Origin of the sequence: Saliphagus infecundisoli (genome assembly GCF_020177375.1) — an archaeon.
Classification (GTDB): Archaea; Halobacteriota; Halobacteria; order Halobacteriales; family Natrialbaceae; genus Saliphagus; species Saliphagus infecundisoli.
Genome location: NZ_JAIWHV010000017.1, coordinates 25,549 through 48,015, shown reverse-complemented (window position 1 = coordinate 48,015; position 22,467 = coordinate 25,549). Strand labels below are relative to the sequence as shown.

23 protein-coding genes are annotated in these 22,467 nt (G+C 68.8%); 7 read left to right on the top strand and 16 right to left on the bottom strand.

Annotated elements, in window-relative coordinates; genetic code table 11:
• The first annotated feature begins 46 nt into the window (after positions 1 to 46).
• A complete protein-coding gene (locus LCF40_RS16180) occupies positions 47 to 298 on the top strand; it encodes a hypothetical protein (protein ID WP_224829261.1) in 252 nt (83 codons plus the stop codon).
• A gap of 663 nt (positions 299 to 961) precedes the next feature.
• Here the strand turns inward: LCF40_RS16180 and LCF40_RS16175 are convergent.
• Entirely contained in the window at positions 962 to 1,699 is a 738-nt protein-coding gene (locus LCF40_RS16175) for a sugar phosphate isomerase/epimerase family protein (protein WP_224829260.1), read from the bottom strand.
• Positions 1,700 to 1,950: 251 nt separating this feature from the next.
• Between LCF40_RS16175 and LCF40_RS16170 the strand changes: the two genes are divergently transcribed.
• The 3 genes from LCF40_RS16170 to LCF40_RS16160 all read left to right on the top strand — a co-directional run bounded on the left by LCF40_RS16170 (position 1,951) and on the right by LCF40_RS16160 (position 4,174).
• On the top strand, positions 1,951 to 3,096 hold the full coding sequence (locus LCF40_RS16170; protein ID WP_224829259.1) for a DUF2264 domain-containing protein: 1,146 nt from the start codon (positions 1,951 to 1,953) through the stop codon (positions 3,094 to 3,096).
• Positions 3,097 to 3,144: 48 nt separating this feature from the next.
• Entirely contained in the window at positions 3,145 to 3,918 is a 774-nt protein-coding gene (locus LCF40_RS16165; protein ID WP_224829258.1) for an MBL fold metallo-hydrolase, read from the top strand.
• 61 nt (positions 3,919 to 3,979) lie between these two features.
• A complete protein-coding gene (locus tag LCF40_RS16160; protein WP_224829257.1) occupies positions 3,980 to 4,174 on the top strand; it encodes a hypothetical protein in 195 nt (64 codons plus the stop codon).
• A gap of 43 nt (positions 4,175 to 4,217) precedes the next feature.
• Here the strand turns inward: LCF40_RS16160 and LCF40_RS16155 are convergent, their stop codons facing one another.
• The 12 genes from LCF40_RS16155 to LCF40_RS16100 all read right to left on the bottom strand — a co-directional run bounded on the left by LCF40_RS16155 (position 4,218) and on the right by LCF40_RS16100 (position 15,791).
• Positions 4,218 to 5,033: an aldo/keto reductase gene (locus LCF40_RS16155; protein ID WP_224829256.1), complete on the bottom strand. Its 816-nt coding sequence runs from the start codon at positions 5,031 to 5,033 to the stop codon at positions 4,218 to 4,220.
• Between the two features lie 375 nt (positions 5,034 to 5,408).
• Entirely contained in the window at positions 5,409 to 6,482 is a 1,074-nt protein-coding gene (locus tag LCF40_RS16150) for a DUF354 domain-containing protein (protein ID WP_224829255.1), read from the bottom strand.
• Positions 6,479 to 7,513 carry a glycosyltransferase family 2 protein gene (locus LCF40_RS16145; protein ID WP_345777857.1) on the bottom strand — a complete coding sequence of 345 codons (1,035 nt, stop codon included), beginning with the start codon at positions 7,511 to 7,513 and terminating at the stop codon, positions 6,479 to 6,481. The genes LCF40_RS16150 and LCF40_RS16145 overlap by 4 nt, the downstream gene beginning before the upstream one ends.
• Positions 7,514 to 7,637: 124 nt before the next feature.
• Positions 7,638 to 9,371, bottom strand: coding sequence for a Na(+)/H(+) antiporter subunit D (locus LCF40_RS16140; RefSeq protein WP_224829254.1), 1,734 nt, complete (start codon positions 9,369 to 9,371; stop codon positions 7,638 to 7,640).
• On the bottom strand, positions 9,371 to 11,086 hold the full coding sequence (locus LCF40_RS16135) for a complex I subunit 5 family protein (RefSeq protein WP_224829253.1): 1,716 nt from the start codon (positions 11,084 to 11,086) through the stop codon (positions 9,371 to 9,373). The genes LCF40_RS16140 and LCF40_RS16135 overlap by 1 nt, the downstream gene beginning before the upstream one ends.
• Positions 11,086 to 12,648 (bottom strand): proton-conducting transporter transmembrane domain-containing protein, encoded by a 1,563-nt coding sequence (locus tag LCF40_RS16130; protein ID WP_318247905.1) that lies wholly within the window; start codon positions 12,646 to 12,648, stop codon positions 11,086 to 11,088. Before LCF40_RS16130 ends, LCF40_RS16135 begins: the two co-directional genes overlap by 1 nt.
• Entirely contained in the window at positions 12,641 to 13,000 is a 360-nt protein-coding gene (locus tag LCF40_RS16125) for a cation:proton antiporter subunit C (RefSeq protein ID WP_224829252.1), read from the bottom strand. The genes LCF40_RS16130 and LCF40_RS16125 overlap by 8 nt, the downstream gene beginning before the upstream one ends.
• Positions 12,997 to 13,584, bottom strand: coding sequence for an MnhB domain-containing protein (locus LCF40_RS16120; RefSeq protein ID WP_224829251.1), 588 nt, complete (start codon positions 13,582 to 13,584; stop codon positions 12,997 to 12,999). Before LCF40_RS16120 ends, LCF40_RS16125 begins: the two co-directional genes overlap by 4 nt.
• Positions 13,581 to 14,123, bottom strand: a complete 543-nt coding sequence (locus LCF40_RS16115) for a DUF4040 domain-containing protein (protein ID WP_114576469.1) — start codon at positions 14,121 to 14,123, stop codon at positions 13,581 to 13,583. Before LCF40_RS16115 ends, LCF40_RS16120 begins: the two co-directional genes overlap by 4 nt.
• Positions 14,120 to 14,428 carry a monovalent cation/H(+) antiporter subunit G gene (gene mnhG / locus LCF40_RS16110; RefSeq protein ID WP_114576470.1) on the bottom strand — a complete coding sequence of 103 codons (309 nt, stop codon included), beginning with the start codon at positions 14,426 to 14,428 and terminating at the stop codon, positions 14,120 to 14,122. The genes LCF40_RS16115 and mnhG overlap by 4 nt, the downstream gene beginning before the upstream one ends.
• A complete protein-coding gene (locus tag LCF40_RS16105; protein ID WP_114576471.1) occupies positions 14,428 to 14,709 on the bottom strand; it encodes a cation:proton antiporter in 282 nt (93 codons plus the stop codon). Before LCF40_RS16105 ends, mnhG begins: the two co-directional genes overlap by 1 nt.
• Positions 14,706 to 15,791 carry a monovalent cation/H+ antiporter subunit E gene (locus tag LCF40_RS16100; RefSeq protein WP_224829250.1) on the bottom strand — a complete coding sequence of 362 codons (1,086 nt, stop codon included), beginning with the start codon at positions 15,789 to 15,791 and terminating at the stop codon, positions 14,706 to 14,708. The genes LCF40_RS16105 and LCF40_RS16100 overlap by 4 nt, the downstream gene beginning before the upstream one ends.
• A 201-nt stretch (positions 15,792 to 15,992) precedes the next feature.
• On the opposite strand from LCF40_RS16100, the gene LCF40_RS16095 reads away from it, so the two are divergent.
• Entirely contained in the window at positions 15,993 to 17,057 is a 1,065-nt protein-coding gene (locus tag LCF40_RS16095) for a quinone-dependent dihydroorotate dehydrogenase (RefSeq protein ID WP_224829249.1), read from the top strand.
• 53 nt (positions 17,058 to 17,110) lie between these two features.
• On the top strand, positions 17,111 to 17,269 hold the full coding sequence (locus LCF40_RS16090; RefSeq protein WP_198667856.1) for a hypothetical protein: 159 nt from the start codon (positions 17,111 to 17,113) through the stop codon (positions 17,267 to 17,269).
• Here LCF40_RS16090 and LCF40_RS16085 read toward each other — a convergent pair whose 3' ends face one another.
• From LCF40_RS16085 to LCF40_RS16075, 3 genes are all read right to left on the bottom strand, one after another.
• Complete coding sequence (locus tag LCF40_RS16085) at positions 17,270 to 18,586, bottom strand: MFS transporter (RefSeq protein WP_224829288.1); 1,317 nt, start codon at positions 18,584 to 18,586, stop codon at positions 17,270 to 17,272.
• A gap of 93 nt (positions 18,587 to 18,679) precedes the next feature.
• Positions 18,680 to 20,035 (bottom strand): allantoinase AllB, encoded by a 1,356-nt coding sequence (gene allB, locus LCF40_RS16080; RefSeq protein WP_224829248.1) that lies wholly within the window; start codon positions 20,033 to 20,035, stop codon positions 18,680 to 18,682.
• An 81-nt stretch (positions 20,036 to 20,116) separates the two neighbouring features.
• Positions 20,117 to 21,205, bottom strand: coding sequence for a pyridoxal-phosphate-dependent aminotransferase family protein (locus LCF40_RS16075; RefSeq protein WP_224829247.1), 1,089 nt, complete (start codon positions 21,203 to 21,205; stop codon positions 20,117 to 20,119).
• Between the two features lie 110 nt (positions 21,206 to 21,315).
• Here LCF40_RS16075 and LCF40_RS16070 point away from each other — a divergent pair, with 110 nt between their 5' ends.
• Positions 21,316 to 22,464, top strand: coding sequence for a Vms1/Ankzf1 family peptidyl-tRNA hydrolase (locus LCF40_RS16070; protein ID WP_224829246.1), 1,149 nt, complete (start codon positions 21,316 to 21,318; stop codon positions 22,462 to 22,464).
• Positions 22,465 to 22,467 lie beyond the last annotated feature (3 nt).

The following is a 22,467-nucleotide window of genomic DNA, read 5'->3' as shown; positions in this document are numbered from 1 at the left end:
GAGCGAATCCTGGCGGCGACCCGTGCGGGTCCGGAACCCTCTCTAGGTGACGGACGCGAAGGCCGGGGAACCGGTCGAGCTCGACGAGGACGATCTCGGGATCGGGTCCCGTTTTCAGTCGGGGCTGCTCCGGCTCACGACGGGCGCCCTCCGGCCAGTGTACTCCGGCGGGCTGGTGATGGCCCGGCTTCGCCGTGTCGATCCCGACCGCCGTGGGCCAGGGCTCCTCCTGGGCGCAAACACTCGTCGGGGACGGGGAACTGGCTTGTCAACACCGACGCTCGATCCCGGGAGCTAACGTCCAGACCGGTGTCTATGGCGAACACGAGTTCACGACGGTCCGGACCGATGGCGCCGAACGGCAGGCCGGCGGGGTGACCGTCCGGTGTGGCACCGGTCGCGGGCACGCGAATTGGCCCATCTCGATCGACCTCGGCCGGTTCGCCAACGACTCGTGCTATGGGTTCCCTGGCGCCACACTCGTTCCCGAAGGGGGAACAGAACCCGTCGCGGATTCCGATCATGCTTGAACCGAGCGTCCCCAAGTTGAGGCCATGGCTGGCCCGGAAACCGCCGTTCCGGGGTAAGATTACATCCATATGTTTGTAATTTTGAAGCGACACGCGTTCGACTCCCCTTCCCTCGAGAATCGGCTGGGACGTATGATACCACACGACATGAACATCCGGCGGTTCAAATCGATCGTCCCTCCCGACAAATCCGTTCCTTTCTCGAGAACGGTACGTCATCACCGGCGTCGAAAACGTAACTTCTCCGGAGAACGACGGGCGACCTGTCAGTGAAGAGTCTCGGACTCGCGAACGACCTCCTCGTGTCCATGGAGAGAGTATCGGGACGTCCGCCGATCTGACGAACCGTCGGCGGGTAAGCCCTCGTTCCACGGTGGCTACGACCAATCCTGCTGATACGCATCCGACATACTGACCGATCTGACAGCCGCTCAGATCGATCGGAGAACCGTCGCGCCGGTCTCGATCGATGCCGCGGGGTCCTCGGGCTCGTCGTGTTCGTAGATGAGCCACTCGACCTCCGCCTTCCGGGCAGCTTCGGCACACGCCGCCATGTCGACGTCTCCGTCACCGATCTCCCGGAAGCCCCGTTTCTCGTCAGTGACCATATCCTTCATGTGCAGAAGGTCGATCCGATCGCCGTAGCGCTCGATTAGCTCCACGGGATCCTCGCCCCCGACGAGCGCCCAGCCGACGTCGAGTTCGAGTCCGACCTCCGGAGCGAGGTCGGCCAGCCGCTCGAAGAAAGTCTCCCCGCCGACATCGACGAACTCGTGGGCATGGTTGTGGTAGTGGATCGGCCAGGCATAGTCCTCGGCGTCTGCGGCGAGGTCACTCAGTCGCTCTGCGGTCTCGCGAACGGCCGCCTCGCTCTCGAAGCGCTCTTGGCCGAGATAGGGGACGACCGCGCTCGCACATCTCAGCCGGTCGCCGTAGAGGTCGTAGCTCCCCGCGAGATCGGACTCGAGGTCGTCGATGTCGACGTGAGCCCCGGTCGTCTCCAGGCCCGTCTCCGAGAGCTTCTCGACGACATCCTCGGGGTCCGTGTCCCGAAGCCCGCCGGAGAACTGGACGCCGTCGTAGCCCGCCGCCGCGACTCGGTCGAGGATCTCGAGCATCGACTCGTCGAGGTCGCGCACGCTGTAGAGGTTGATCGCGGTTCGTGTCATGGATCGGCCTCACAGCTCTCCCGTATCCGCGTTACGGTTCCGCATCGAGGTCGTTCGTCGTCCCCCTCCCCGCTCGCGTTCGTCGTCGCTCTCGCGTGCGACCGGCGAGAACTCTCCGGCCTCGGCGGCGTGGGGACGCCCAGACCGCGAGGCGAGTGCCGAAATCGGAGAGCTTCTTCGCGCTCGTCCCGCCGCGCTCTCGTCCCAGACGATGTTCTCCGGGCCCGTCCCGATCGCCGCCGCGGTAACGCGTGTTATTCGACTCGCGGTTTTCCCCGCAGCGAAGTAAATCGTTCGCCGACGACGGCTCGGCGCTGCCCTACGGCCGGAGCCTGACCTACCGGTTCCCCCAGGCCGCCTTCTGGGGCGCCCTCGCCGTCGCCGACCGTGACCCCCTTCCCTGGACCGAGATCCGCGGGCTCTGGGAGCGCACCCTCCGATGGTGGCTCGACCAGCCGATCTTCACGGATGGCGGAATCCTCTCGCTTGGCTACCGCTACCCGACGCTGAAGACGACCGAGACCTACAACTCCCCGAGTTCGCCCTACTGGGCGATGAAAGCGTTTCTCCCGCTCGCCCTCCCCGAGAGCCATCCGTTCTGGCGGGCCGAGCCAGGCCTCTCGCCCGTCGGCAAGAAGGAATCAGTGGTCGGCCGAGATCTCGACCACGAACGGGCGATGGAGACGCCGGCGATGATCGTCACCCGCTCTGCGGGCGAAGTGACCGCACTAGTCGCCGGGAGGGACACCCACTATCCCCACAAGTACGACAAGTTCGCGTACTCGACGGCGTTCGGGTTTGGCGTCGGAAGCGACGTGAGCGGGGTCGCGAGTGCGGGCATCGACGGCATGCTCGGGCTCGGCGAGGATAGAGAACACCTCCGAGTCCGCGAGAACGTCGAGGGCTGGCTCGAGGACGGCCGCCCCCGCTCGCGGTGGGAGCCCTGGCCGGACGTTATCGTCGAAAGCTGGCTCGTCCCGGCGACGCCCCGGCACGTCCGGGTCCACCGCCTCGAGACCGATCGGCGGCTCCGTAGCGTCGAGGGCGGGTTCCCGGTCGATCGAACCGGCGAGGCCGACGCCGAGCGCAACGAGGAGGAAGGCGCCGCGGTCGCGCGATATCCCGTCGCCCATAGCGCGATTCGTGACCTCTTGGGGGGCCGCGAGGGGGAGGTAATCGACCAGGACCCGAACACGAACGTCCTCCATCCCCGGACGGCCGTCCCGGTTCTCCGGGGGAGACACGAGCCGGGCACCTCCTGGCTCGTCACTGCCGTCCTGGGGACGACCGAACCCGATTCCCCCGCCCGCGAGCGCCCGTCGGTCCTCGCCGACGGGTCGAGAATCCGGATCGAGGACGCGGACGGAACCCTCCTCTTCGATCGGGAGGCCGAGTGATCGCCGGGAGCACAACCTATTTACGCGCCATCCGGGATAGCCTGAGACATGACCGTACCCCACGACGGACTCGCGGTTGACTGGCTCGGCTACGCGACCGCACGGCTCGAGGGCGAGGGAGTCATCGCCTACACGGATCCCGGACGCTACGGCGTGCTCACCGGCGAGTGGGACGAGGAGTACGGCCTTGAGGGCCATCCCAGCGGCGGCCCCTACGACGCCCAGGATGGTGACCTCGTCGTCGTCACCCACGACCACCACTACGACGACGACGGCGTCCGGCGGGTCGCGAGCGAGGACGCGACGGTGCTCGTTTACGAAGGCGTATCCGCCGAGGGCGTCGCCGACAACAGCGGCCGGGACGTCGTCGAACCCGAGGAACTCCCCTACGACGTCCGGCGCGTGGAGTACGGCGACGAACTCACGGTCGAGGGCGTCGACGTCGAGGTCGTCCCCGCGTACAACCGCGAGGACGGCCCGCGCGCCGACGACGAGGGAAACGTCGCCCACCCGAGAGGACTGGGCTGTGGGTTCGTGCTCACGATCGATGACACCCCCTGCTTCTGGACGGGCGACTCCGACGTCGTCGACGAACACGACGGTCTCGACGTCTCGCTGCTGATGCCCTCGATCGCGCGCAGCTTCACGATGGACCGCCACGACGCCGCCGAGCTGGCCGGCGACCTCCGGCCGGACCTCGTCGTTCCGATCCACTACAACACCTTCGACGACCTCCGGTCCGAGTCCCGCGAGTTCGCCGGCGACGTCGCCTCGCGGGCCGTTCCCGTGGCTCTGGACGAGGGCGGCGACCGGCTCGCGTAGGCCACACCGCCGGGAGTCACCGGCCGATACCGTTATTGGCCGGGCAGCTGTCGATCCACCAATGGGACTGGTAGAACGGATCCGCGGGCTGTTCGGTGGGGACGACGAGGGGGAGGCAAACTACCGCTGTATCCGGTGTGGAGAGGGGTACGAACGGAACCACCAGTCGTGTCCGGCCTGTGGCTCCGAGTTCCTCGCGGCGGCAGAGGGCGACGAGGACTCCGGGGAGGCGAGCGGTCCCGGCGAACTCCCCTGATCGGTTCCCGGTCGCCGCCCTCGACTCGAGCCGGCCGGAACGGTTAGTTCCAGGGGGCGTACTCCCGGTCGATCAGGCGCGTTCGGTCGTCGATAGCGTCGATCCGCTCGATGTCCTCCTCGGTGAGGTCCTCGACGAGTTCGCAGGCCGCGAAGTTGTCGCGCATGTGTTCCTCGCTGCTTGCCTTGGGGATGACCGCGACGTTTTCCTTCGAGAGCAGCCACGCGAGGCTCACCTGGGCCGGCGAGGCGTCGTGGCGGTCGGCGACCGCCCGGATCTCGGGGCGGTCGAAGACCTCGCCGCGGGCGAGCGGACAGTAGGCCACCAGCCAGTGGTCGTCCTCGCGGGCGTACGCCCGAAGTTCGTCCTGGGGGCACAGGGGGTGACACTCGACCTGGTTGGCGAAGATCGGCGCGTCGAGGATCTCACGGGCCCTGTCGAGGTTCTCGGGCTCGAAGTTCGAGACGCCGATATGTCCGACGACGCCGTCGTCGTAGAACTCTTGGTAGACCTCCAGAGTCGTCTCGGGATCGTAGACGCCCGCGGGCCAGTGGACGTACAGCAAGTCGAGGTAGTCCGTCCCGAGTCGGTCGAGACAGCCCTCGATGGCGTCGGTGAGATCCGACCGGTCGGGGCCGGGGACGTCGACGTGGACGGTCTTCGTCGCGAGGAAGACCTCCTGGCGGGGGACGTCCGAAGCCGCAAGCCCCTCGCCGACGTACTCCTCGTTTCCGTAGACCTGTGCCGTATCGACGTGGCGATAGCCGAGCTCGAGGGCGGTCTCGACCCGGTCGGCCCACCGGTGTCGGTCGTCGTCGGAGTACGTCCCGAGCCCGATCCGGGGCATGCGTCCTGACATATCCGGCTCGCGGAGAGTGAACGCCCTAAAGGTTCCGATGCCCGCCGTTCGTACTAGCCATATTCGTTCTTTGACTGAACGACAAAATGATAAGATAAACGTTATTACTCCAATACACCCTCCGTCGAGAGATAACGATCGAGTCGAGCCGAACGGGGGTATAGTTCCGTTTCAGTTCACGAAACGTCTTTGACCGAGTTATTTATCATATCCGAAATATCAATTAGTCCGTTTCAAATATGGATATCTGATCTGATATCATGGGACTCAGGACGGCCGGAGCTCGTCCGGCGATCACGTGCCGAGGGTGGCGAAGCCGGAGTCGGACGTCGTCCGACGAGAGGTCGAGTGGATCGACGGAGCACTTAGAGCGCGTTACCGGCGGATCCGCGGTCGGGGGTGGCTGCTTCTCCCGTCTCCGCTCCGATTCTGGGCACGCAGGAGGGAGACGAGAAACTCCGTGACGTCGATCTTCTCGGCGAGGAGGCGGTCGCGGCGGGCGGACTGTCGGCCCGGCGGGGCGTCGGCCAGCGCGAGCGCCGAGTCGATCGCGCGGTCCTCGTCGGGCGTCGAGCGGAGGAGCCCGTAGCCTGCAAGCTCCCGGAAGTTGCTCATGTCCCGGTCGCGCCCGGCGAACGACTGGACCCGGACCGCGGGGGTGCCCAGAACCGCGGCCTCGGTTGCCATCGTCGCTGAGTCCCCCGCATAGAGGTCGGCGTAGTACAGCAGGTCGTGGATCCGTTCGGGGGCGACCGGGAGCCGGTAGGGCTCGAACGCGTCCGGAAGGGGGTCGGTGCTCGTGATGTAGACCGTGCCGCGGTCGGCGAGCTCCGAGACGAGCCGGCGCTTTCCCGCCCGCGAGAGGCCGGCCTCGCCGACGTCGTGGAGCGCGTCCCACCGACGGAATCGCAGGAGGAAGTAGCGGTCGTCGGGCTCGACGCCTCGTTCCCGGAGCGCGTCGGGGTCGGGCTCGAACCGATCGGGATGGAGGTAGGCGAGTTCGTGGTAGCCGTCGTAGCGGCGGTGTTTCTCGCCGAAGTCGCCCTCGAACCGCCGTGGCGTACAGATCACGTCGGCGAAGGGAGCCATGAGCCGGTGGGAGGCGACGCCCTCATTGTCGACGAAGACGACGCTGCGGGCCCCGACGAGCGGGGCGACGTGGGCGACCGCGACCCCGCCGATGGCGGCCATGACGTCAGGTTCGATCGCCCGCGCCCGCCGGAGCAGGCGGAGTTCGTACGTCGCCTGGACGGCCGCGAGGCCCGCCATCGAGGAGGGCGGACCCGCGAGGACCTCGTGGGCGATCCCGTAGCGCTCGAGCAGGGGCACCGCGAGGTCGTTTTCGCGGGCAAAGACGAACACCTCGTCGTCGCCGGCCTCGAGTTCTCCGATCGCGTGCCTGAAGAAATGGACGTGGGCGGGATGCTGGATCGTGAGGACGACCTTCATCGGACCGACACCACCGTTCCCCGGTTGTCCCGGCGATCGAGAACGAGTCCGGCCAGCAGGCTCCAGGCGCCCACGACCGCGAGGAGGATCGCGGGCCGTCGGCGCCCGGCCGGCGATCGCCCACGAAGCGCGGCGATACTCTCCAAGAGCGAGCCCGCGAACCCGGCCGCCAGCCCGAGCGCGCCGACGGCGACGAGCGCGCCGACCGGCGGACGGCTGGAGTCCCCGCTGCGGAGCCGGCGGACGAACGCCCGGAGGAGCAGCCGGGAGAGCCCGGGGACGAACGATCGGTAGACGATGCCGCTCTCCTCCTCGCCGTACCGCGCGGGCATCGCGACGTCGGCGACCTGTACCCCGCGGGCGTTGAGCGCGACGAGGACGTCGTTCGTGAAGCCGTAGCCCTCGTAGAGGTCGTCGAGCGCGAGGTCCTCCAGGGCAGCCCGCGAGATCGCGGTGTAGCCGTTCTGGGGGTCGGCCATCCCCCAGTAGCCGCTTGCGACCCGCGTCAGACCCGTCAGCAGGGCGTTCCCGAACAGCCGCCAGCCCGACATCTCCCGGAGGTCGGTCCGTCCGCCCAGGCGATTCCCCTTGGCGTAGCCCGCCCGGTCCTCGACGATCGGATCGAGGAGCCGATCGAGGTGCTCGGGGTCCATCTGGCCGTCGCCGGCCATCACGGCGACGACGTCGATCCCCTCCTCCAGGGCACGCTCGTAGCCGGTAGCGATCGCGGCCCCGACGCCCCGGTTCCGGTCGTGGCGGATCGAGACGATCCGTCCCTCGCCGTCGGCGCTCGAGGCCGGCCCCGCGAGCGCCCGGCGGCCGGCGTGGCGTTCGATCTCGGCCCAGGTGCCGTCCGTCGAGCGGTCGTCGACGGCGTAGATCCGGTCGACGAAACCCGGAACGGTGTCGAGTACCTCCCCGACGAACCCCTCCTCGTCGTACGCCGGGACGACGACGGCGACGGTGTGATCGCGATACATCAGCGACCGGGGCGGGTTCCGGGAACTCTCTTCGGGTCGGTCGCCGTCCACGTCCGACTCAGGGGCGGGGCGCGTGCGTTCATCGACCGTCCCCACCGGGGAGAGCGGTTTTGTAAGCCGCGGCCTGCGGAGTCGTAACGTCGACCTATGTGCCAGTAGCGTCGCCGTACAGCGCCTACAGCGACACCAAGAGCGCGACCGTCGTCGCCAGCAACACGAGGAAGACGCCGATCCCGATTCCCGCTCGTCGCGTCAGGACCGCCGACAGCGCGCGCTCGGTCGGGCGTCGGCGACCCTCGCCGGCCGCCGTCGAGACCGTCGTCACCGTCCGCAGGCTGCCGAGGACGGCCCGGGAGGAGCCCCGGTCGAGGACGCCGATGCCGTCGTTGACGCCCCGAAGGAGCCCCCGCATGAGCCCGATCGACACCGGGTTGTACGCCAGGTCGATGTCGGGGAGCTTCGGCGCCCGCGAGAGCGGGTTCTTGACGAGCGCGAAGCCGATCACGCCGCCGAGCGCGAGCCCGAGACCCTCCTGGAGGTGGCCCACGGTGAAGACGTGGAACTCGGAGACCACGGCCCGGTTGGGAAGGATCGCGAACAGTTGGTCGGGGAACAGGCCGTAGAAGACACAGAGGACGGCGACCGATCCCATCGCGACCGACTGGCCGATGGTCGCGCGCTCGACGTCGTGGGTCCGGTCGTCGTAGAAGAAGACGTAGTAGCCGAGTTTGAGAAATGACATGAACGTGCCGACGCCGCCGATCAGGAGCATGTACCACAGCGGCTCGTACTCGGCGTAGTGGTGGGCCTCGGCGATGACGATCCCCTTGCTAACGAAGCCGTTGAAGCCCGGGAAGCCGGCGATCGAGAGCGCCGCGATCGTGAAGGCGACGAACGTGACCGGCATCGCCCGGGCCATCCCATGGACCCGTTTGAGGCTCTCAGCGCCGGTCCGGTAGATGACGACGCCGACGGTCATGAAGAGTAGGGCCTTGTAGAGGATGTGGTTGAAGACGTGGGCAAAGGCCCCGGAGGCGGCGAGTTCGGTGCCGATGCCGACGCCCGCGACCATGTAGCCGACCTGGGACTGGATGTGATAGGAGAGCAGCCGGCGCATGTCGTTCTGTAACAAGGCGAGGGTGACGCCGACGACCGCCATCGCGCCGCCCATGTAGGCGATCCAGAGATGGCCGTCGGGGAACGCACGGTAGAGCCCGTAGACGCCGGTCTTGGTCGTAAAGACACAGAGGAAGACGCTCGCGGCGACGTGGGGGCGGGGGTAGGTGTCGGGAAGCCAGGCGTGGAGGCCGACGAAGGCGACGTTGACGCCGATTCCGAGCGCCGCCAGGACCGAGGCGACCGTCCCCTCGATTCCGGCGTCGGTGATCAGGAACGAACCGGCCGCGGCGTAGTGCCAGACGACCGCCGCGATCAGCACGCTGCCGCCGATTCCGTGGAGGATCGCGTACCGGAGCCCGGCCCGGACCGCGACCCCGCCGTGGTGCCACACCAGGAGGGTGCTCGTCACCGCCATCAGCTCCCAGCAGAAGACGAGCGTGAGCCAGTCGCCCGCGAAGACGGCGCCGAGGCTCGAGGCGACGTAGGCCAGCGCGTAGCCGGTCTGGACCGGGTCGGCGTCGGTCGACCACGAGTAGAGGACGGCGATGACGCCGATGAACCCGAAGATCAGCCCCATCAGCCGCGAGACGGGATCGACCGAGACCAGCAGGACTTCGAACTGGCCGAAGGCGGTCGCCGACAGCTCGTAGCCGTCGGGAACGACGGCGGCGTAGACGAATGCGAGCCCGACCGCGAGCAGCCCCGCCGGGTGGATAAGCCGCGGGCGGATCGCCAGGACCGCCAGCACGGCGAGGACGATCAGGACCGGCGGGATCACGAAGGGATCCATCAGAGGCTCACCCCCATCGCGTTCTCGACGATCAACTGGATCAGATCCAGGAAGACGAGCCGGTCGGGAACCAGCCCAAGGGCGACGGCGCCGACGGCGGCGACGACGATCGGCCCGAGCATGAACCAGGTGCTCTCGGTGAGCGGGCTCCGGCGCTCCCAGCCGGCGGCGTGGTCAGTGGCGGCGTGGCCGCCGTGATCGCCGGTTTCGGTGTGGGCGCCGTGGGAGCCCGCCGGCTCCTCGGCGTCCGTGCGGTCGTCCTCGCGGGCGTAGAAGTCGGCGGCGGGCGACCCTCCGTTGGGGACCGCCCTGGCCTCGCTCCCGGCTCGGCCCCCTCTCGGCGAGCCGCCGGCAGGGTACTCGAGCAGCGGTTTGGGATCGGGGTCGGCCCCCTCGAAGAACGCCTGGGAGACGACCGGCCAGTAGTAGCCGATATTCAGGATCCCCGAGAGCAGCAGGACGGCCGCGAAGGCGTAGGCGTCGATCGAGACGCTGCCGACGACGAGGAACCACTTGCTGACGAAGCCCGCAAGCAGGGGCATGCCCGCCATCCCGGCGGCGGCGACGGTAAAGGCGCCCATCGTCAGAGGCATCCGCCGGCCGATGCCGCCCATCTCGCTGATGTAGTCGGTGTGGGTCTCGACGTGGACCGCGCCCGCACAGAAGAAGAGGGTGATCTTCATGAACGCGTGGGCGGGGATGTGCAAGAGCGCGCCGACCAGCGCGTACTCGTGGAACAGTCCGAGCCCGAGGACGATGTAGGAGAGCTGTGAGACCGTCGAGTACGCCAGACGGCGCTTGAGGTGGTCCTGTCTGAGCGCGATGACGCTCGCGACGAGTAGGGTGACGGCCGCGACGGCCGCCAGCGGGATCCCGACGCCGAGGTCGGCGACTGCCTCGGGCCCGAAGACGTCGAGGACGACCCGCGCGATGGCGAAGACGCCGCTCTTGACGACCGCGACGGCGTGGAGCAGCGCGGAGACGGGCGTCGGCGCGACCATCGCGTCGGGCAGCCAGGAGTGAAACGGCATGAGCGCGGCCTTCACGCCGAAGCCGGCGACGAGCAGGGCGAAGGCGACCCGCGCGAGGGTCGGATCGCTCGTCGCGAGCCCCGCGATCCCGCCGGGGGTAAAGGCGGTCGTCCCCGAAAGCGAGAGGACGATGAGCGTTCCCGCGAGGATCGCGACCCCGCCGCCGAAGGTGTAGATCAGGTACTTCCGGCCGGCCCAGATGGCCTCCTCGGACTCGTCGTGGGCGACCAGCGGGTAGGTCGCCACCGAGAGCAACTCGTAGAAGACGAACAGGGTGAGGAGGTTCGCGGCGAAGGCGACGCCCATCGCGGTCGCGATGCTCGCCGCGAACGCCGCGAAGTAGCGCGTCTGATCGTGCTCATTGAGCCCGCGCATGTAGCCGACGCTGTAGCTGCTCGTGACGATCCAGAGAAAGCCCGCGAGGGTGCCGAAGAGAACCCCCAGAGGGTCTGCCCGGAGCGCGAACTCGAGACCCGTGGCGTACGTTCCGAGGTCGGTGACGTAGACGGTCTCGGAGAGCGCGCCGGGGACCATGCTCGCGACGGTAAGGAAGGTCGCGATCGCGGCGAGGAAGGTCCAGCCCTCCCGGAGGTTCGGCCGGCCCCGCGAGGCCAGCACCAGGAGGACGGCCATGGCCGGGAGCGAGACGGCGAGCAACGGTCGGAGGGAGGCGACTGAGTCCATCAGTTATCGAGTAGGGTGGAGACGGTGGGTTCGAGAAGCGATTCGATGCCGGCGCCGGCGAAGCCGAGGACGACCGCGGCGATCGCCGCGGCGACGGTAACGGCGACGATCGCCCGGCCGGCCGACCGCCGGCGGGAGACCGGGCGGCCGGACAGGCCGACGGGCCCGCCCTCGGAACCGCCTCCGGGGCCACCGTCGGCGGCGGCCCGGGCGGCTCGATCGGGAGCGGGGTCGGTGAAGTAGATCCGTTCGAGCAGGCGCAGGACGTAACCCAGCGTGAGTACCGTGCTCGCGACGATGACGGCGACGAGCGGCCACGCGCCGGCCTCGACGGCGCCGATGGCGACGTAGAGCTTGCCGACGAAGCCGACCGTCGGCGGGACGCCCACGAGCGCGAGCGCGAGGACCGCGAAGGCGGCGCTTGCGTACGGTGCGCGCTCGCCGAGCCCATCGTACTCCTCGACGGTGGTGACCCCGTAGGCGCCCGCAAAGGCCGCGACGCCGAGGAAGAGCCCGCCCTTGACGATCGCGTGACCGATCAGGTGGACGACGGCGCCGACGAGCGCCGGCCCTTCGAGGAGGGCGATCCCGACGACGACGAGGCCGAACTGGGAGACCGAGGAGTACGCGAGCATCCGCTTGACCCGGCTCTGGAGCACCGCGAGCAGGCTGCCGGCGACGACGCTCGTGGCGGCGACCGCCAGCAGGACCTGCTGGACGACCGGGTTCGCCGCGAAGAACTCGACGGTGAAGACCGTAAGCGAGAGGCGGGCGAGCGCGTAGGCCGCGGTCGTCGAGACCAGCGCGGCGATCAGCGCCGTCACCCGGTCGGGCGCCGTCGTGTAGGCGTCGGGCTGCCAGGTGTGGACCGGAAAGAGCGCGATCTTGATCGCGAGGCCGGCGGCCACGAACGCGAACGCCGCAAGCACGAGCGGGTCGGTGTAGCCGGCTTCGGCCAGCGCGGGCGCGAGGTCGCGCATGTTGAGATAGCCCGTCGAGACGTAGGCGTAGCCGACCCCGATCAGGTACAGGGAGGCGCCGACGGTCCCCATGATGAGGTACTTCAGGGCCGCGAGCGCCGATCGCCCGGTCCCGTCGCTGGCGATCAGGGCGTAGGCCGCCAGGCCGCTGATCTCGAGGAAGACGTAGAGGTTGAAGACGTCGCCGGTGACACAGACCCCAGCGAGCCCCGCGACCAGGAGGAGATAGAGGCTATAGAAGGTGTCCCGGCGCCGGTCGTCGAGGCTCGCGACGGCGACGGCGAGGCCGGCGACGCCGATCAGGGCGACCACGAGCGCCGACATCCCGTCGACGACGAGCGCGATCCCGCCCTGGGAGGGGCCGTAGCCGCCGATCTCGGTGACGATCTCCTCGCCGTCCGAGAGGGTCGTCCAGGCGAGGACCCCGGCGAGAACGGCCTGGACCGCCGTCGCGGCGAGGGCGGTCCCGACGCCGACCCACTCCGAGAGCCGGCCGAACGCGATCGGGATCACCGCTGCGAGGATCGGGACGACGACCACCAGGATCGAGGCCAACTCGATCCCGACGGCAGGCTCAATCACGCTCGAGCACCTCCACGACGACGTCCTCGCGGATGCTGCCGTACTCCTCGTGGATCCGGACGACGAGCGCCAGCGCCAGCGCGGTGAGGCTGACGCCGACGACGATGGCGGTCAGGATCAACACGTGGGGGAGGGGGTTGACGAACGTGCCCTCCCCGGTGCTGGTGACCGCGGGCTCGGCGCCGTCCTGGACGGCGACCGTGATGAAAAAGAGGAAGATCCCCGTCTGGAAGACGTTGAGGCCGATCACCTTCTTGACGAGGTTCTCGTCGTCGATGACGATGTAGAGCCCGATTCCAAGCAGGAGCGCGAAGACGACGTAGTTGTACCGGGCGAACAGCGCCTCGATCACGCCCGGTCACCCCCTTCGGGTGCGTCGGGCCCGTCGCGGACGGGCCCATCGCCGCCGGTCTCCTCGCTACCGGGGGCCTCTGAGGAGAAGGTCCCGCCGTCGGTCGCTGCGGTGCCCTCGTCGTCCCGGCCGCTCTCGCCGTCCTCGCCGACGGGGGGCATCGCCCCCCGGGCGAGCGTAAAGAAGAGGCTCGTGACGACGCCGGCGACGGTCATCCCGATGCCGACCTCGACGAGTTCGATCCCGTACTTGTCGGGCTCGGGAATCGGGTAGACGCCGACCTCGAGGAATTGGCCCCCGAAGAGGACGGCGCCGAGGGCGATCGCGCCGAAGAGGGCGACGCCGCCGCCGACGAGGCCCACGAGGACCCGTTTGTCGATCCACTCCCAGGTGAGGTCGATCCCGTAGGCAAACGAAAGCATGATGATCACCGCGGCGGCGATCACGCCGCCCTGGAACCCTCCGCCGGGCGAGGACGCGCCGTGGAGGGTGACGAAGATCCCGTACGTGAGGACGAAGGGGGCGACCAGCCGGACCGTCGCCATGATCACCGGGCTCTCGACGTACGGACGCCGGGAACTCATTCGAACACCCCCCGGCGGAGCACCGCGAGCACGCCGACGCCGGCGGCGAAGACGACCGTCGCCTCGCCGAACGTGTCGAACCCGCGATACGCGACGAGCACCGCGGTCACGACGTTCTCGACGTGGGTGTCGTCGTACGCCTCCTCGACGTAGTACTCCGAGATCTCGCCGAAGGCGGGGTTCTCGCCGGGGCCGGCGCCGACCGCCGGCAGCGCGGGGACCGTCGTCAACACCGCCAGGACGAAGACGACACAGAGCGCCGCCGCCGGCAGGTTGACGTCGACGGTGGTCGCCTCGAGTCCGGTCAGGCGGGTCGTTCGGGCGATCGTCGCCAGGAAGAGGACGGTCATCACGCCCGCGCCGACGGCGGCCTCGGTCAGCCCGACGTCGGGGGCCTGGAGGACGATCCAGAGGATCGCCATCCCGAGGCTGTACCCCCCGAAGACGATGATCGCGGCGAGGACGTCCCGGAGCAGGGCGGTCATCACCGCCGTGGCGACGATGAAGACGAGCAGTCCGGCCTCGATCGGGGTGATCACCGCTCGTCACCCCGCTGCCAGGGCTCGATCCCCTGGTCGTGGGCCGCACGCGCGATGGCGTGGGCGGCCGTCGGGCTCGTGATCAGCATGAACAAGGCGAGCAGGGCGACCTTGATCGTCGCGGCGTCGGCCCCGAAGGCGATCCCGACGGCGACCAAGGAGAGCAACGAGCCCAGCGTGTCGCTCTTGGAGGCCGAGTGGGCCCGCGTGTAGAGGTCGGGAAGTCGGTAAACGCCGACCGCGGCGACGCAGACGAAAAAGAGGCCTGCGGCGACGAACGCGCCGATCGCGAGGGTCCTGATCATCAGAGCACCCCCCCGCGCTCGACGGTGAACTTCGAGATGGCGACGCTCATCAGGAAGTTGAGCAGGGCGTAGACCAAGGCGATGTCGAGGAAGGCGGGTTCGGCGAAGGCGGCCGCCAGCAGGGCGATCACGATAACGGCGTTCGAGCCGATGACGTTCAGCGCGATCACCCGATCCTGCATCGTCGGCCCGATCATCGCCCGGCCCAACAGGAGCACCGAGACGAGGACCGTGCCGACCGCTCCGGCGAGCAGGAGCGTCGACTCCCCAACGTCGATCACGCGGCCTCACCCGTCCGGTCGTCGTCCGCGTCGCCCGCGGCCAACCGTTCGCGCGGCGAGGGATACCGCATCGCCTCCCGGCCGTAGAAGACGAACCGGACCGCCCGCTCCAGGCCGCCGTCGAGCAGGTCCGCGCGGGCGTCCTCGGTCAGCGAGTGGACGACGAACTCCCGGTTGCGGACGTCGAGGGTGAGCGTCCCGGGGGTCAGCGTGATGCTATTGGCGAGAGTCGCGGTCGCCGTCCCACCCCAGACGCCGGCCTCGAAGCGCTGGACGGAGGGGTCGATCGGCAGATCGGGGTGGAGAACGACGTAGGCGATCCGGACGTTCGCCGTGAGTATCTGCCAGAGCAGGTAGGGGACGTACGCGAGCCAGCGGGCGGTCGCCCGGACCATCCCAACCGGCGCGGGCGCCCGCTCGAAGGTGATCCGCGAGAGCGCTCCCGCAACGACGAGTGCCGTCGCGGTGCCGGTGACGACATCGAAGACGGGCTGGGAGAAACCGCCGACGAGCATGTAGAAGCCAAAGGAAAGCCCCGCGAGCGTCAGAAACTGCGCGAGTCCGCCCCGGGTGGCAAAGCGGCGCTGGCGGGCCAGGCGCTCGACCGGCGCGACCTCGAGGTCGATCGAGTCGGCCTCCCGGAGCACCGACTCGAAGGTGTGTCCGATCGGCGACCCGCCCGCGGTCCGGTGGTCGGGATCGACGACGACCGTGTGTCGTTCGCCCGCGACGAACTCGACGATGGCGTCGGCGTACTCGACGGAGTCGACAGGATAGCGCTCGAGTTCGAGGGTCGCCCGCTCCAGGTCGACCGTTCCCTCCGGGTCGGTCATCTTGAGGATGTCGGCGGCCGTCGCCTCCGCCTCGGCGAGGAGGGCCTCGCGCTCGCGCTCTGGGTCCCCGGGAGGTCCGTCGCGGGGGGAGGGAACGAGGAGAACGAACGCGACGCGGTCGTCGGTTTCGGCGGCCACCTCCCGTGCCTCGCGGGCCGCGTACTCGACGGTCGCGTCGAGGGTCGGCGAGTCGGAGACGGGGACGAGAAACCGGATATCCGCGTCTCCACTCCCGGGGTCGGTAGTCATTGCGCTGGGATTGCTACCGAGCGGCCTTCAATGTTCCTGATTCAAGGTGTGACGAGCCCGTTTTGGAAATGATCGAGGTCGAGGGTGGCGTTTGCGGAACACGTCTTCGTTTCCCGGAGAGGAGTGGACGTCCGTTCGATCGGCGATCCTCTGGCCGGCGAGCCGAGACGTTTACGGTCCCGCCACCCCGACGACGGGACGATGACGCTGTACGCGCGGCTCCGCCCGTACGCCTTCCGGCTGCCCGCCGAAATGGCCCACGAGGCGAGCAAGGGGCTGCTCCGGGTCGCCGGGGCGACCCGGCCGAGCCGGGCCGCGCTGGAGCGGGTCTACCGCTACGACCACCCCGCCCTCGAGATCGACCTGTTCGACACGACGTTCCCGAACCCCGTGGGGGTCGCGGCCGGCTTCGACAAGGACGCCGAGGTCATGGGCGGGCTGGCGGCGCTCGGCTTCGGGTTCGTCGAGGTCGGCACCGTCACCCCCGGGCCCCAGTCGGGCAACCGAAAGCCCCGTCTGTTCCGGCTCGCGGAGGACCGGGCGCTGGTCAACCGGATGGGATTCAACGGTGCGGGTGCCGACGCGGTCGCCGAGCGCCTGGCGGCCGGCCGCCCGGAGATCCCGGTCGGCGCCAACGTCGGCAGGATGAACGCCGCGGGCGAGGAGGAGGCGATCGAGGACTACCGGCGGGTGTTCGCCAGGCTCTCCCCTTATCCCGACTACTTCGTCGTCAACGTCTCCTGTCCGAACACCCCCGAGACGTTCGACGAGAGCTCCCCAGAGCACTTGGAGCGAGTTTTCGGAACGCTCCAGGCCGAGAACGACGCCGACGAGCCGATCCTCGTGAAGATCGGCCCCGACGCCACGGCGGAGGGAATCGGCGAACTCGTCGAGATCGCCGAGAGCCACGGGATCGACGGCATCGTCGCGACGAACACCGCGAGCGACCGCGAGGGGTTCGATCTCGAGTCGACTAACCGAAAGGAGTGGGGCGGCCTGAGCGGCGCCCCGCTTGAGGAGCGTTCGACCCGAGTCGTCCGCACGGTCGCCTCCCACACCGACCTTCCGGTGATCGGCGTCGGCGGCGTCGACTCCGCCGAAAGCGCCTACCGGAAGATCCGTGCCGGCGCCTCCCTGGTCGAACTCTACACCGCGTTCGTCTACGAGGGGCCGACGGTCGCCCGCGAGATCAACCGGGGACTGGTTTCCCTGCTCCACCGCGATGGCTTTTCATCCGTGGAGGAGGCCGTCGGCGCCGATCTCTGAGTCGGGGCGAGCGGAGGGGAGTCGTTTTTGGCCGCCGGCGTCGTGGAGGGGGTATGGCGAGCAAACCCCCGGTCGAATGTCCCCTCTGCAACGAGGTTCCCGACGAGGACCACGACCTCGAGACCCACCTGGTCCGCGCCCATCGCCGGCGAGAGCTTGCGGCGTTCGTCGTCGCCAACCACGAGGCTGACCTCGAGGGCGACTTCACCTGATCAGCGGTAGGCCTCGAACTCCTGGCCGAAGATCGCGAAGTAGACGACGCCGACCATGCCGACCGCAGAGGCGACCCCGAACGAGGTTTCGGGGGTGGCGAACTCCCAGAGGGCGCCCCCGAGCAGGCCGCTGGGAATCACGACCGCGCCCCGGACGAGGTAGTACGAACCGGTGACCCGTCCGCCGGCACCCCGTTCGGCGGGGCCGACGATCAGGGCCTTGTGGGCGGGCAGCCCGGCGAAGCGAAGCCCCGAGAACGCAAACAGCGCGACCAGGACCCACACGTTCTCGGGCGCGAAGATCAGCACGATCGGGAAGGCCGCGTAGACGAGAAAGCCGAGGCCGACGACGGGTTTGAGCCCGGTGTACTCCGCGACCTTCGCGGCGGGTGCCATCGTGAGCAGGGCGACCGTCATCTCGACGCCGAGGAGGACGCCGAAAAAGGCAGCGGGCGCGAGGTCGATCGTGCCGACCGCGGGCACGGAGAGGGTGAGTCCGATCTCCATCAGCTGGGTGATCACCAGGATGAAGAAGGCGTAGACCATCCCGTTCGCAAAGCGGACGAACGTGTCGGCGACGAGCAGCGGGCGCAGGGGCTCGGGAAGCGCCCGGAGGTCCGCGAGGATTCGGGAGAGCCCCTCGAACTCCGAGCCGACGCTATCCTCGTCGGCCTCGTAGAGGTAGTGTTGGAGGATGGTGCCCAGCAACGCGAAGACGATCCCGATCGCGAGCACCCAGAGGAAGCCGGGCATCAGGTCGTCGGCGACGAGGACGGCGACGATCAGGGGTGCGATCAGAAACGCCGTTCGGCGAAAGGTCTCCGTGCTCGCAAAGCCACGAGCCAGCCGTCCGGGTTCGGTCGCCTGCTTGACGATGGCGTAGTGGCCCCCGATCCCGAACGACTTCCAGCACTGAGCGAGCAACAGACCGACAAACACCCAGACCCACGGCTCGAGGGTGACGACCCCCAGATCGATCGCGGGCACGTACGCCGCGAGCAGCCAGATTCCGAAGCCGATCGCCGAGAGGAAGCCGAAGACCGTCAGCGCGTAGCGCGACCCCACGCGATCGGAGACGATCCCTCCGTAGTAGGGGTAGACCGCCCCGATGACGTTGCCGAGGGTGGCAAAGGCACCGACGACGACCGCCGTCGCACCCAGATAGACGAGGTACTCCGAGAGAAACCGGTTGGTCATCTGGAAGCCGAGGCTGAAGGCGAACATCGCGAGCGAGAGCACCAGCACGTCGCGCTCGAGCGAGAAGAACTGCCTGAAGGCGTCGACGGGACCGGAGACCTCGGCTCGTTCCGTCATGATCGGTGTTCTCTCTGCGGGGGTGAAAAACCTGAGCGAAGCGCCCGTTCGGGCCGGTAGTTCGGATCAGAAACCGAACCCGGGGCCGTCGAAGCCCTACCCGACCCGGCGACCCCAGCCGGAGTCGCCGACGACCTCGCCGTCGGCGTAGACGACCTCGCCGCGGACGACCGTCGCCGTCGCTCGCCCGACGAACTCCTCCCCGTCGAACGGCGTGACCGTGTTCTTGGAGTGGAGGTCCGCCCGGTCGAGAGTCCACTCGACGTCGGGATCGACGAGCGTGAGGTCCGCGTCGGTGCCGATCTGCAGGGAGCCCTTCTCGGGATACAGGTCCCAGACCTGCGCGGGCCGGGTCGAGTGTCTGTAGACCCATTCTTCGAGGATGAGCCGTCCCTCGTCGACAAACGTGAGCATCGCGGGCACCTCGCTCTCGAGGCCGACGAAGCCCGAGACCGACTCCCAGGTGTTCCTGAACGGGTCGTCGACGCCCTTCTCGCGGTCGGTGTGGGGCGCGTGGTCGGTCGTCACGAAGTCGATCGTCCCCTCCTCGAACGCCGCCCAGAGCCGTGCCTGCTCGCCGGCGTCCCGGATCGGGGGCTGGACGCGGGCGACGTTGCCCTTCTCCCGGAGGACGTCCTCGGTGAACCGGAGGTAGTGCGGGCAGGTCTCGCAGGTGACGTCCACGCCCCGCTCTTTCCCGCGGGCGACCGCCTCCGCCGCAGAGCCCGAGGAGACGTGGAACATGTGGATCCGTACCCCCACGTCCTCGGCGAAGGTGATCATCCGCTCGACGGCCTCGCGCTCGGCGATGGTCGGCCGCGACCGGGCGTGGTCGATCGGCTCGTTGCGGCCCTCAGCGCGGAACTGCTCGCCGTAGAAGTCGATGATCTCGCCGTTTTCCTCGTGGAACCCCAGCCGATAGCCGGTCTCGGCGATTTCTTCCATCGCCGCCAGGATCTCGCCGTCTCCCGGCGGCGGCACGTCCCCGACCGTCGAGCCCAGAAATATCTTGAAGCCGACCGGGCCCGCGTCGGCGATCACGGGAATCCGCTCTACGTTCTCGCTCGTGACGACCGCGAAGCTGCCGAAATCGACGTGCGATTTCTCCCCGCCGGCAGCGAGTTTGTCCTCGAGGCGGGCGGGCCGATCGATCACCGGATCGGTGTTGGGCATCCCGACGACGGTCGTCACGCCCCCCGCCGCGGCCGCCCGGCTCTCGGACTCCCAGTCGCCCTTGTGCTCGAGTCCGGGCTCGCGGTTGTGGATGTGACAGTCGAGGATCCCCGGCACCAGGAGGTTTCCCTCGCCGTCTACCGTCCGCTCTGCGTCGGGCAGTCGGTCGCTCCGGCCGACGGCGACGATCTTTCCGTCCTCGACGGCGACGCCTGCGTCCTCGCTTTTCCCCTGGGGAGTGACGACGGTGCAGTGCTCGACGGCGAGATCGACGCTCATTGCCCGGGTGTGGCCCGGACCGGGCAAATAGCTTCCCGTTGTCGGGCCGTCGGCGCCCCCGGACAGAATCGGATCGTGAGCTCAATCGAGGACCCGATCCAGGGCGTCCATCGTCCGCTCGACGCGATCGATCCGGGCGTTGTGGCCCATGTGGCCTACCCGGAGGATCTCGTCGGCTTCCTCGCCGATCCCGGTCGCGAGCAGGACGTCCTCTTCGTCCCACAGACGCTCTTTGATCCCGTCGGCGTCGGCGACTGACAGCGCCGTCACCGTCGGCGAGGCCATCGATTCGTCGGCGTAGAGTTCCAGGCCCATCTCCCGGGCGCGTTCCCGACACCGCCGCGCCGCCGCCTCGTGGCGCTCGTAGACCGACTCGAGACCCTCCTCGCGGAGGAGGTCGATCGCCGAATCGAGCGCGAGCAGGTTCGAGGCGAGGTGGGTGTAGGGAAACCACTCCTCGTCGGCGGCGTCCCGCCAGGGTTCGAGATCGGTGTAGAGCGCGCGGGTCTCGACCGCCTCGATCCGGTCCCAGGCCGCCTCACTCACCGACAGCACCGCCAGCCCGGGCGGCGCGCTGAAACACTTCTGGGAGGCCCCGAGACAGACGTCGATGTGCTCGGTCGGTACCGGAACGCCCCCGAGCGAGGAAACCGCATCGACGACCGTCAGGACGTCGTGGTCGGCGAGGGTCGCGAGGATCCCCTCGAGGTCGTTCAAGGTGCCGGTCGGGGTCTCGCAGTGGACCATCGTCGCGACGTCGAACTCCCCCTCGGAGAGGTGGTTCTCCATCGCCTCCCGGTCCAGGGGTTCGTCCGGCGGCGCCTCACAGACGACGGCCTCGCCGCCGTACGACTCGACGAACTCCGCAAAGCCCTCCCCATAGACGCCGTTCGAGAGCGAGAGCACCCGGTCGCCCTCCGCGACGAGCGATGCGATGGCGGCCTCGAGCCCCAGGATGCCCTCGCCCCCCAGAATCACGACGTCGTCGCCGCCGTAGATCGGCTCGAGTTTCCCACAGAGATCGCGGTAGAACGCGAAGAACTCGGGTTCGACGTCGGGATTCGGCGGTTGGCTCGCTATCCGCTCGCGGACTGCGGAGGGGATCTCGGTCGGACCGGGGGTCATCCGCAGCGGGCCGTCGGGATCGTCCGCAGGGTCGTCCACGTTCATGGATGGCCAACGGGGGTCGGGCACAAAACCGCGTCGCCGATCTCCGACGACCCGCCCGTGCCTACCAGTTCCTGCACCAGGTTCAACCCGGACGCGAACCACCGACGACCATGTCGTCTTCGACTACGGATATCGCCGAGCGAATCGAACGCGTCGCCTCCATCGAGGCCGACGACGACCACCTCTTTACGCTCGCGGTCGCCGCCGACGAGCCGATCGCGCAGGGTCACGAACGGCTTGAGCCAGACCGGGCGACCGCCGACTACGTCGACCCTCAGCGGGCCTCGAAGCCGATCCGGCAGGCCCTCGAACGCGCCCGCGAGCGCCTCGAGGAGTACGACACGATCCCCGAGAACGGCCTCGTGATCTACGCTGGCGTCGTCGAGAGCGAGGTCGTCGATTTCGTCTTCGACGACCTGCCGACGCCCGTCGAGACCGGCACGGTCGCCCAGGACAACGAGTTCGTCACCGCGCCCCTCGAGTCGGGCTCCGGGGCGAGCGCGGACCTCGACGGCGAGTTCGGCCTCCTCGTCGTCGAGCGCGGCGGCGTGGCCCTCGGGCGACTCTCCGACGACGAGGTCACCGTCGTAGCGGAGTACGACAGCGAGGTCTCGGAGCGTGCGAGCACGAGCGGCTACGCCGAGGGGAGTTACGAGCGCGAGGACGACCGGCAGGCGGAGGCGTTCTACGACCGGGTGGCCGAGGACGCCGCCGAGGCCTTCCTCGCGGATTCCGCCGCGACCGGGGCCTCCCCGGCGGCCGCGGAGCGAACCGGAGACGGGGACGGAGCCGCCGTCGCCGGACTCCTCGTCGGCGGGACCAGCCACTCGGCCGAACAGTTCCTCGCCGACGACCGCCTCGACTACCGCCTCGAGGAGGCCCTCGTCGCCGACCCGATTCCCGTCGAGGACGCCTCCGAGAACGGACTGGAGCAACTGGCCGATCGGGGCCGCGAGGAGATCGAGGCGGCGAGCCGCGAGCGGGTCGCCGAGGCCCTCGATCGCTTCTACAGCGGGGTCGAGACCGACGAACCGGTCGCATCCGGCCCCGAGGAGGTCGATCGCGCTCTCGAGTTCGAGGCCGTCGAGACCCTGTTGGTCACCGGCGAGTTGTCCGTCGAGCGCCGTCACGGGTTCGAGCGCCGCGTGGCCGAGACCGGCGGCGAGTCGATCGCGGTTCCCGAGGACGTCGAGGGCGGCCAGCGACTCGCCGAGGAGTTCGACGGCGTCGCGGCACTGCTCCGGTACCCGATCGACTGATTC

Coding starts and splice junctions, on each gene's coding strand:
- LCF40_RS16070 (WP_224829246.1), top strand. CDS start 21,316: ATGTCGTCTTCGACTACGGATATCGCCGAGCGAATCGAACGCGTCGCC.
- LCF40_RS16155 (WP_224829256.1), bottom strand. CDS start 5,033: ATGTCAGGACGCATGCCCCGGATCGGGCTCGGGACGTACTCCGACGAC.
- LCF40_RS16140 (WP_224829254.1), bottom strand. CDS start 9,371: ATGGATCCCTTCGTGATCCCGCCGGTCCTGATCGTCCTCGCCGTGCTG.
- LCF40_RS16120 (WP_224829251.1), bottom strand. CDS start 13,584: ATGAGTTCCCGGCGTCCGTACGTCGAGAGCCCGGTGATCATGGCGACG.
- LCF40_RS16090 (WP_198667856.1), top strand. CDS start 17,111: ATGGCGAGCAAACCCCCGGTCGAATGTCCCCTCTGCAACGAGGTTCCC.
- LCF40_RS16165 (WP_224829258.1), top strand. CDS start 3,145: ATGACCGTACCCCACGACGGACTCGCGGTTGACTGGCTCGGCTACGCG.
- LCF40_RS16075 (WP_224829247.1), bottom strand. CDS start 21,205: ATGAACGTGGACGACCCTGCGGACGATCCCGACGGCCCGCTGCGGATG.
- LCF40_RS16100 (WP_224829250.1), bottom strand. CDS start 15,791: ATGACTACCGACCCCGGGAGTGGAGACGCGGATATCCGGTTTCTCGTC.
- mnhG (WP_114576470.1), bottom strand. CDS start 14,428: ATGATCAGGACCCTCGCGATCGGCGCGTTCGTCGCCGCAGGCCTCTTT.
- LCF40_RS16160 (WP_224829257.1), top strand. CDS start 3,980: ATGGGACTGGTAGAACGGATCCGCGGGCTGTTCGGTGGGGACGACGAG.
- LCF40_RS16095 (WP_224829249.1), top strand. CDS start 15,993: ATGACGCTGTACGCGCGGCTCCGCCCGTACGCCTTCCGGCTGCCCGCC.
- LCF40_RS16135 (WP_224829253.1), bottom strand. CDS start 11,086: ATGGACTCAGTCGCCTCCCTCCGACCGTTGCTCGCCGTCTCGCTCCCG.
- allB (WP_224829248.1), bottom strand. CDS start 20,035: ATGAGCGTCGATCTCGCCGTCGAGCACTGCACCGTCGTCACTCCCCAG.
- LCF40_RS16150 (WP_224829255.1), bottom strand. CDS start 6,482: ATGAAGGTCGTCCTCACGATCCAGCATCCCGCCCACGTCCATTTCTTC.
- LCF40_RS16175 (WP_224829260.1), bottom strand. CDS start 1,699: ATGACACGAACCGCGATCAACCTCTACAGCGTGCGCGACCTCGACGAG.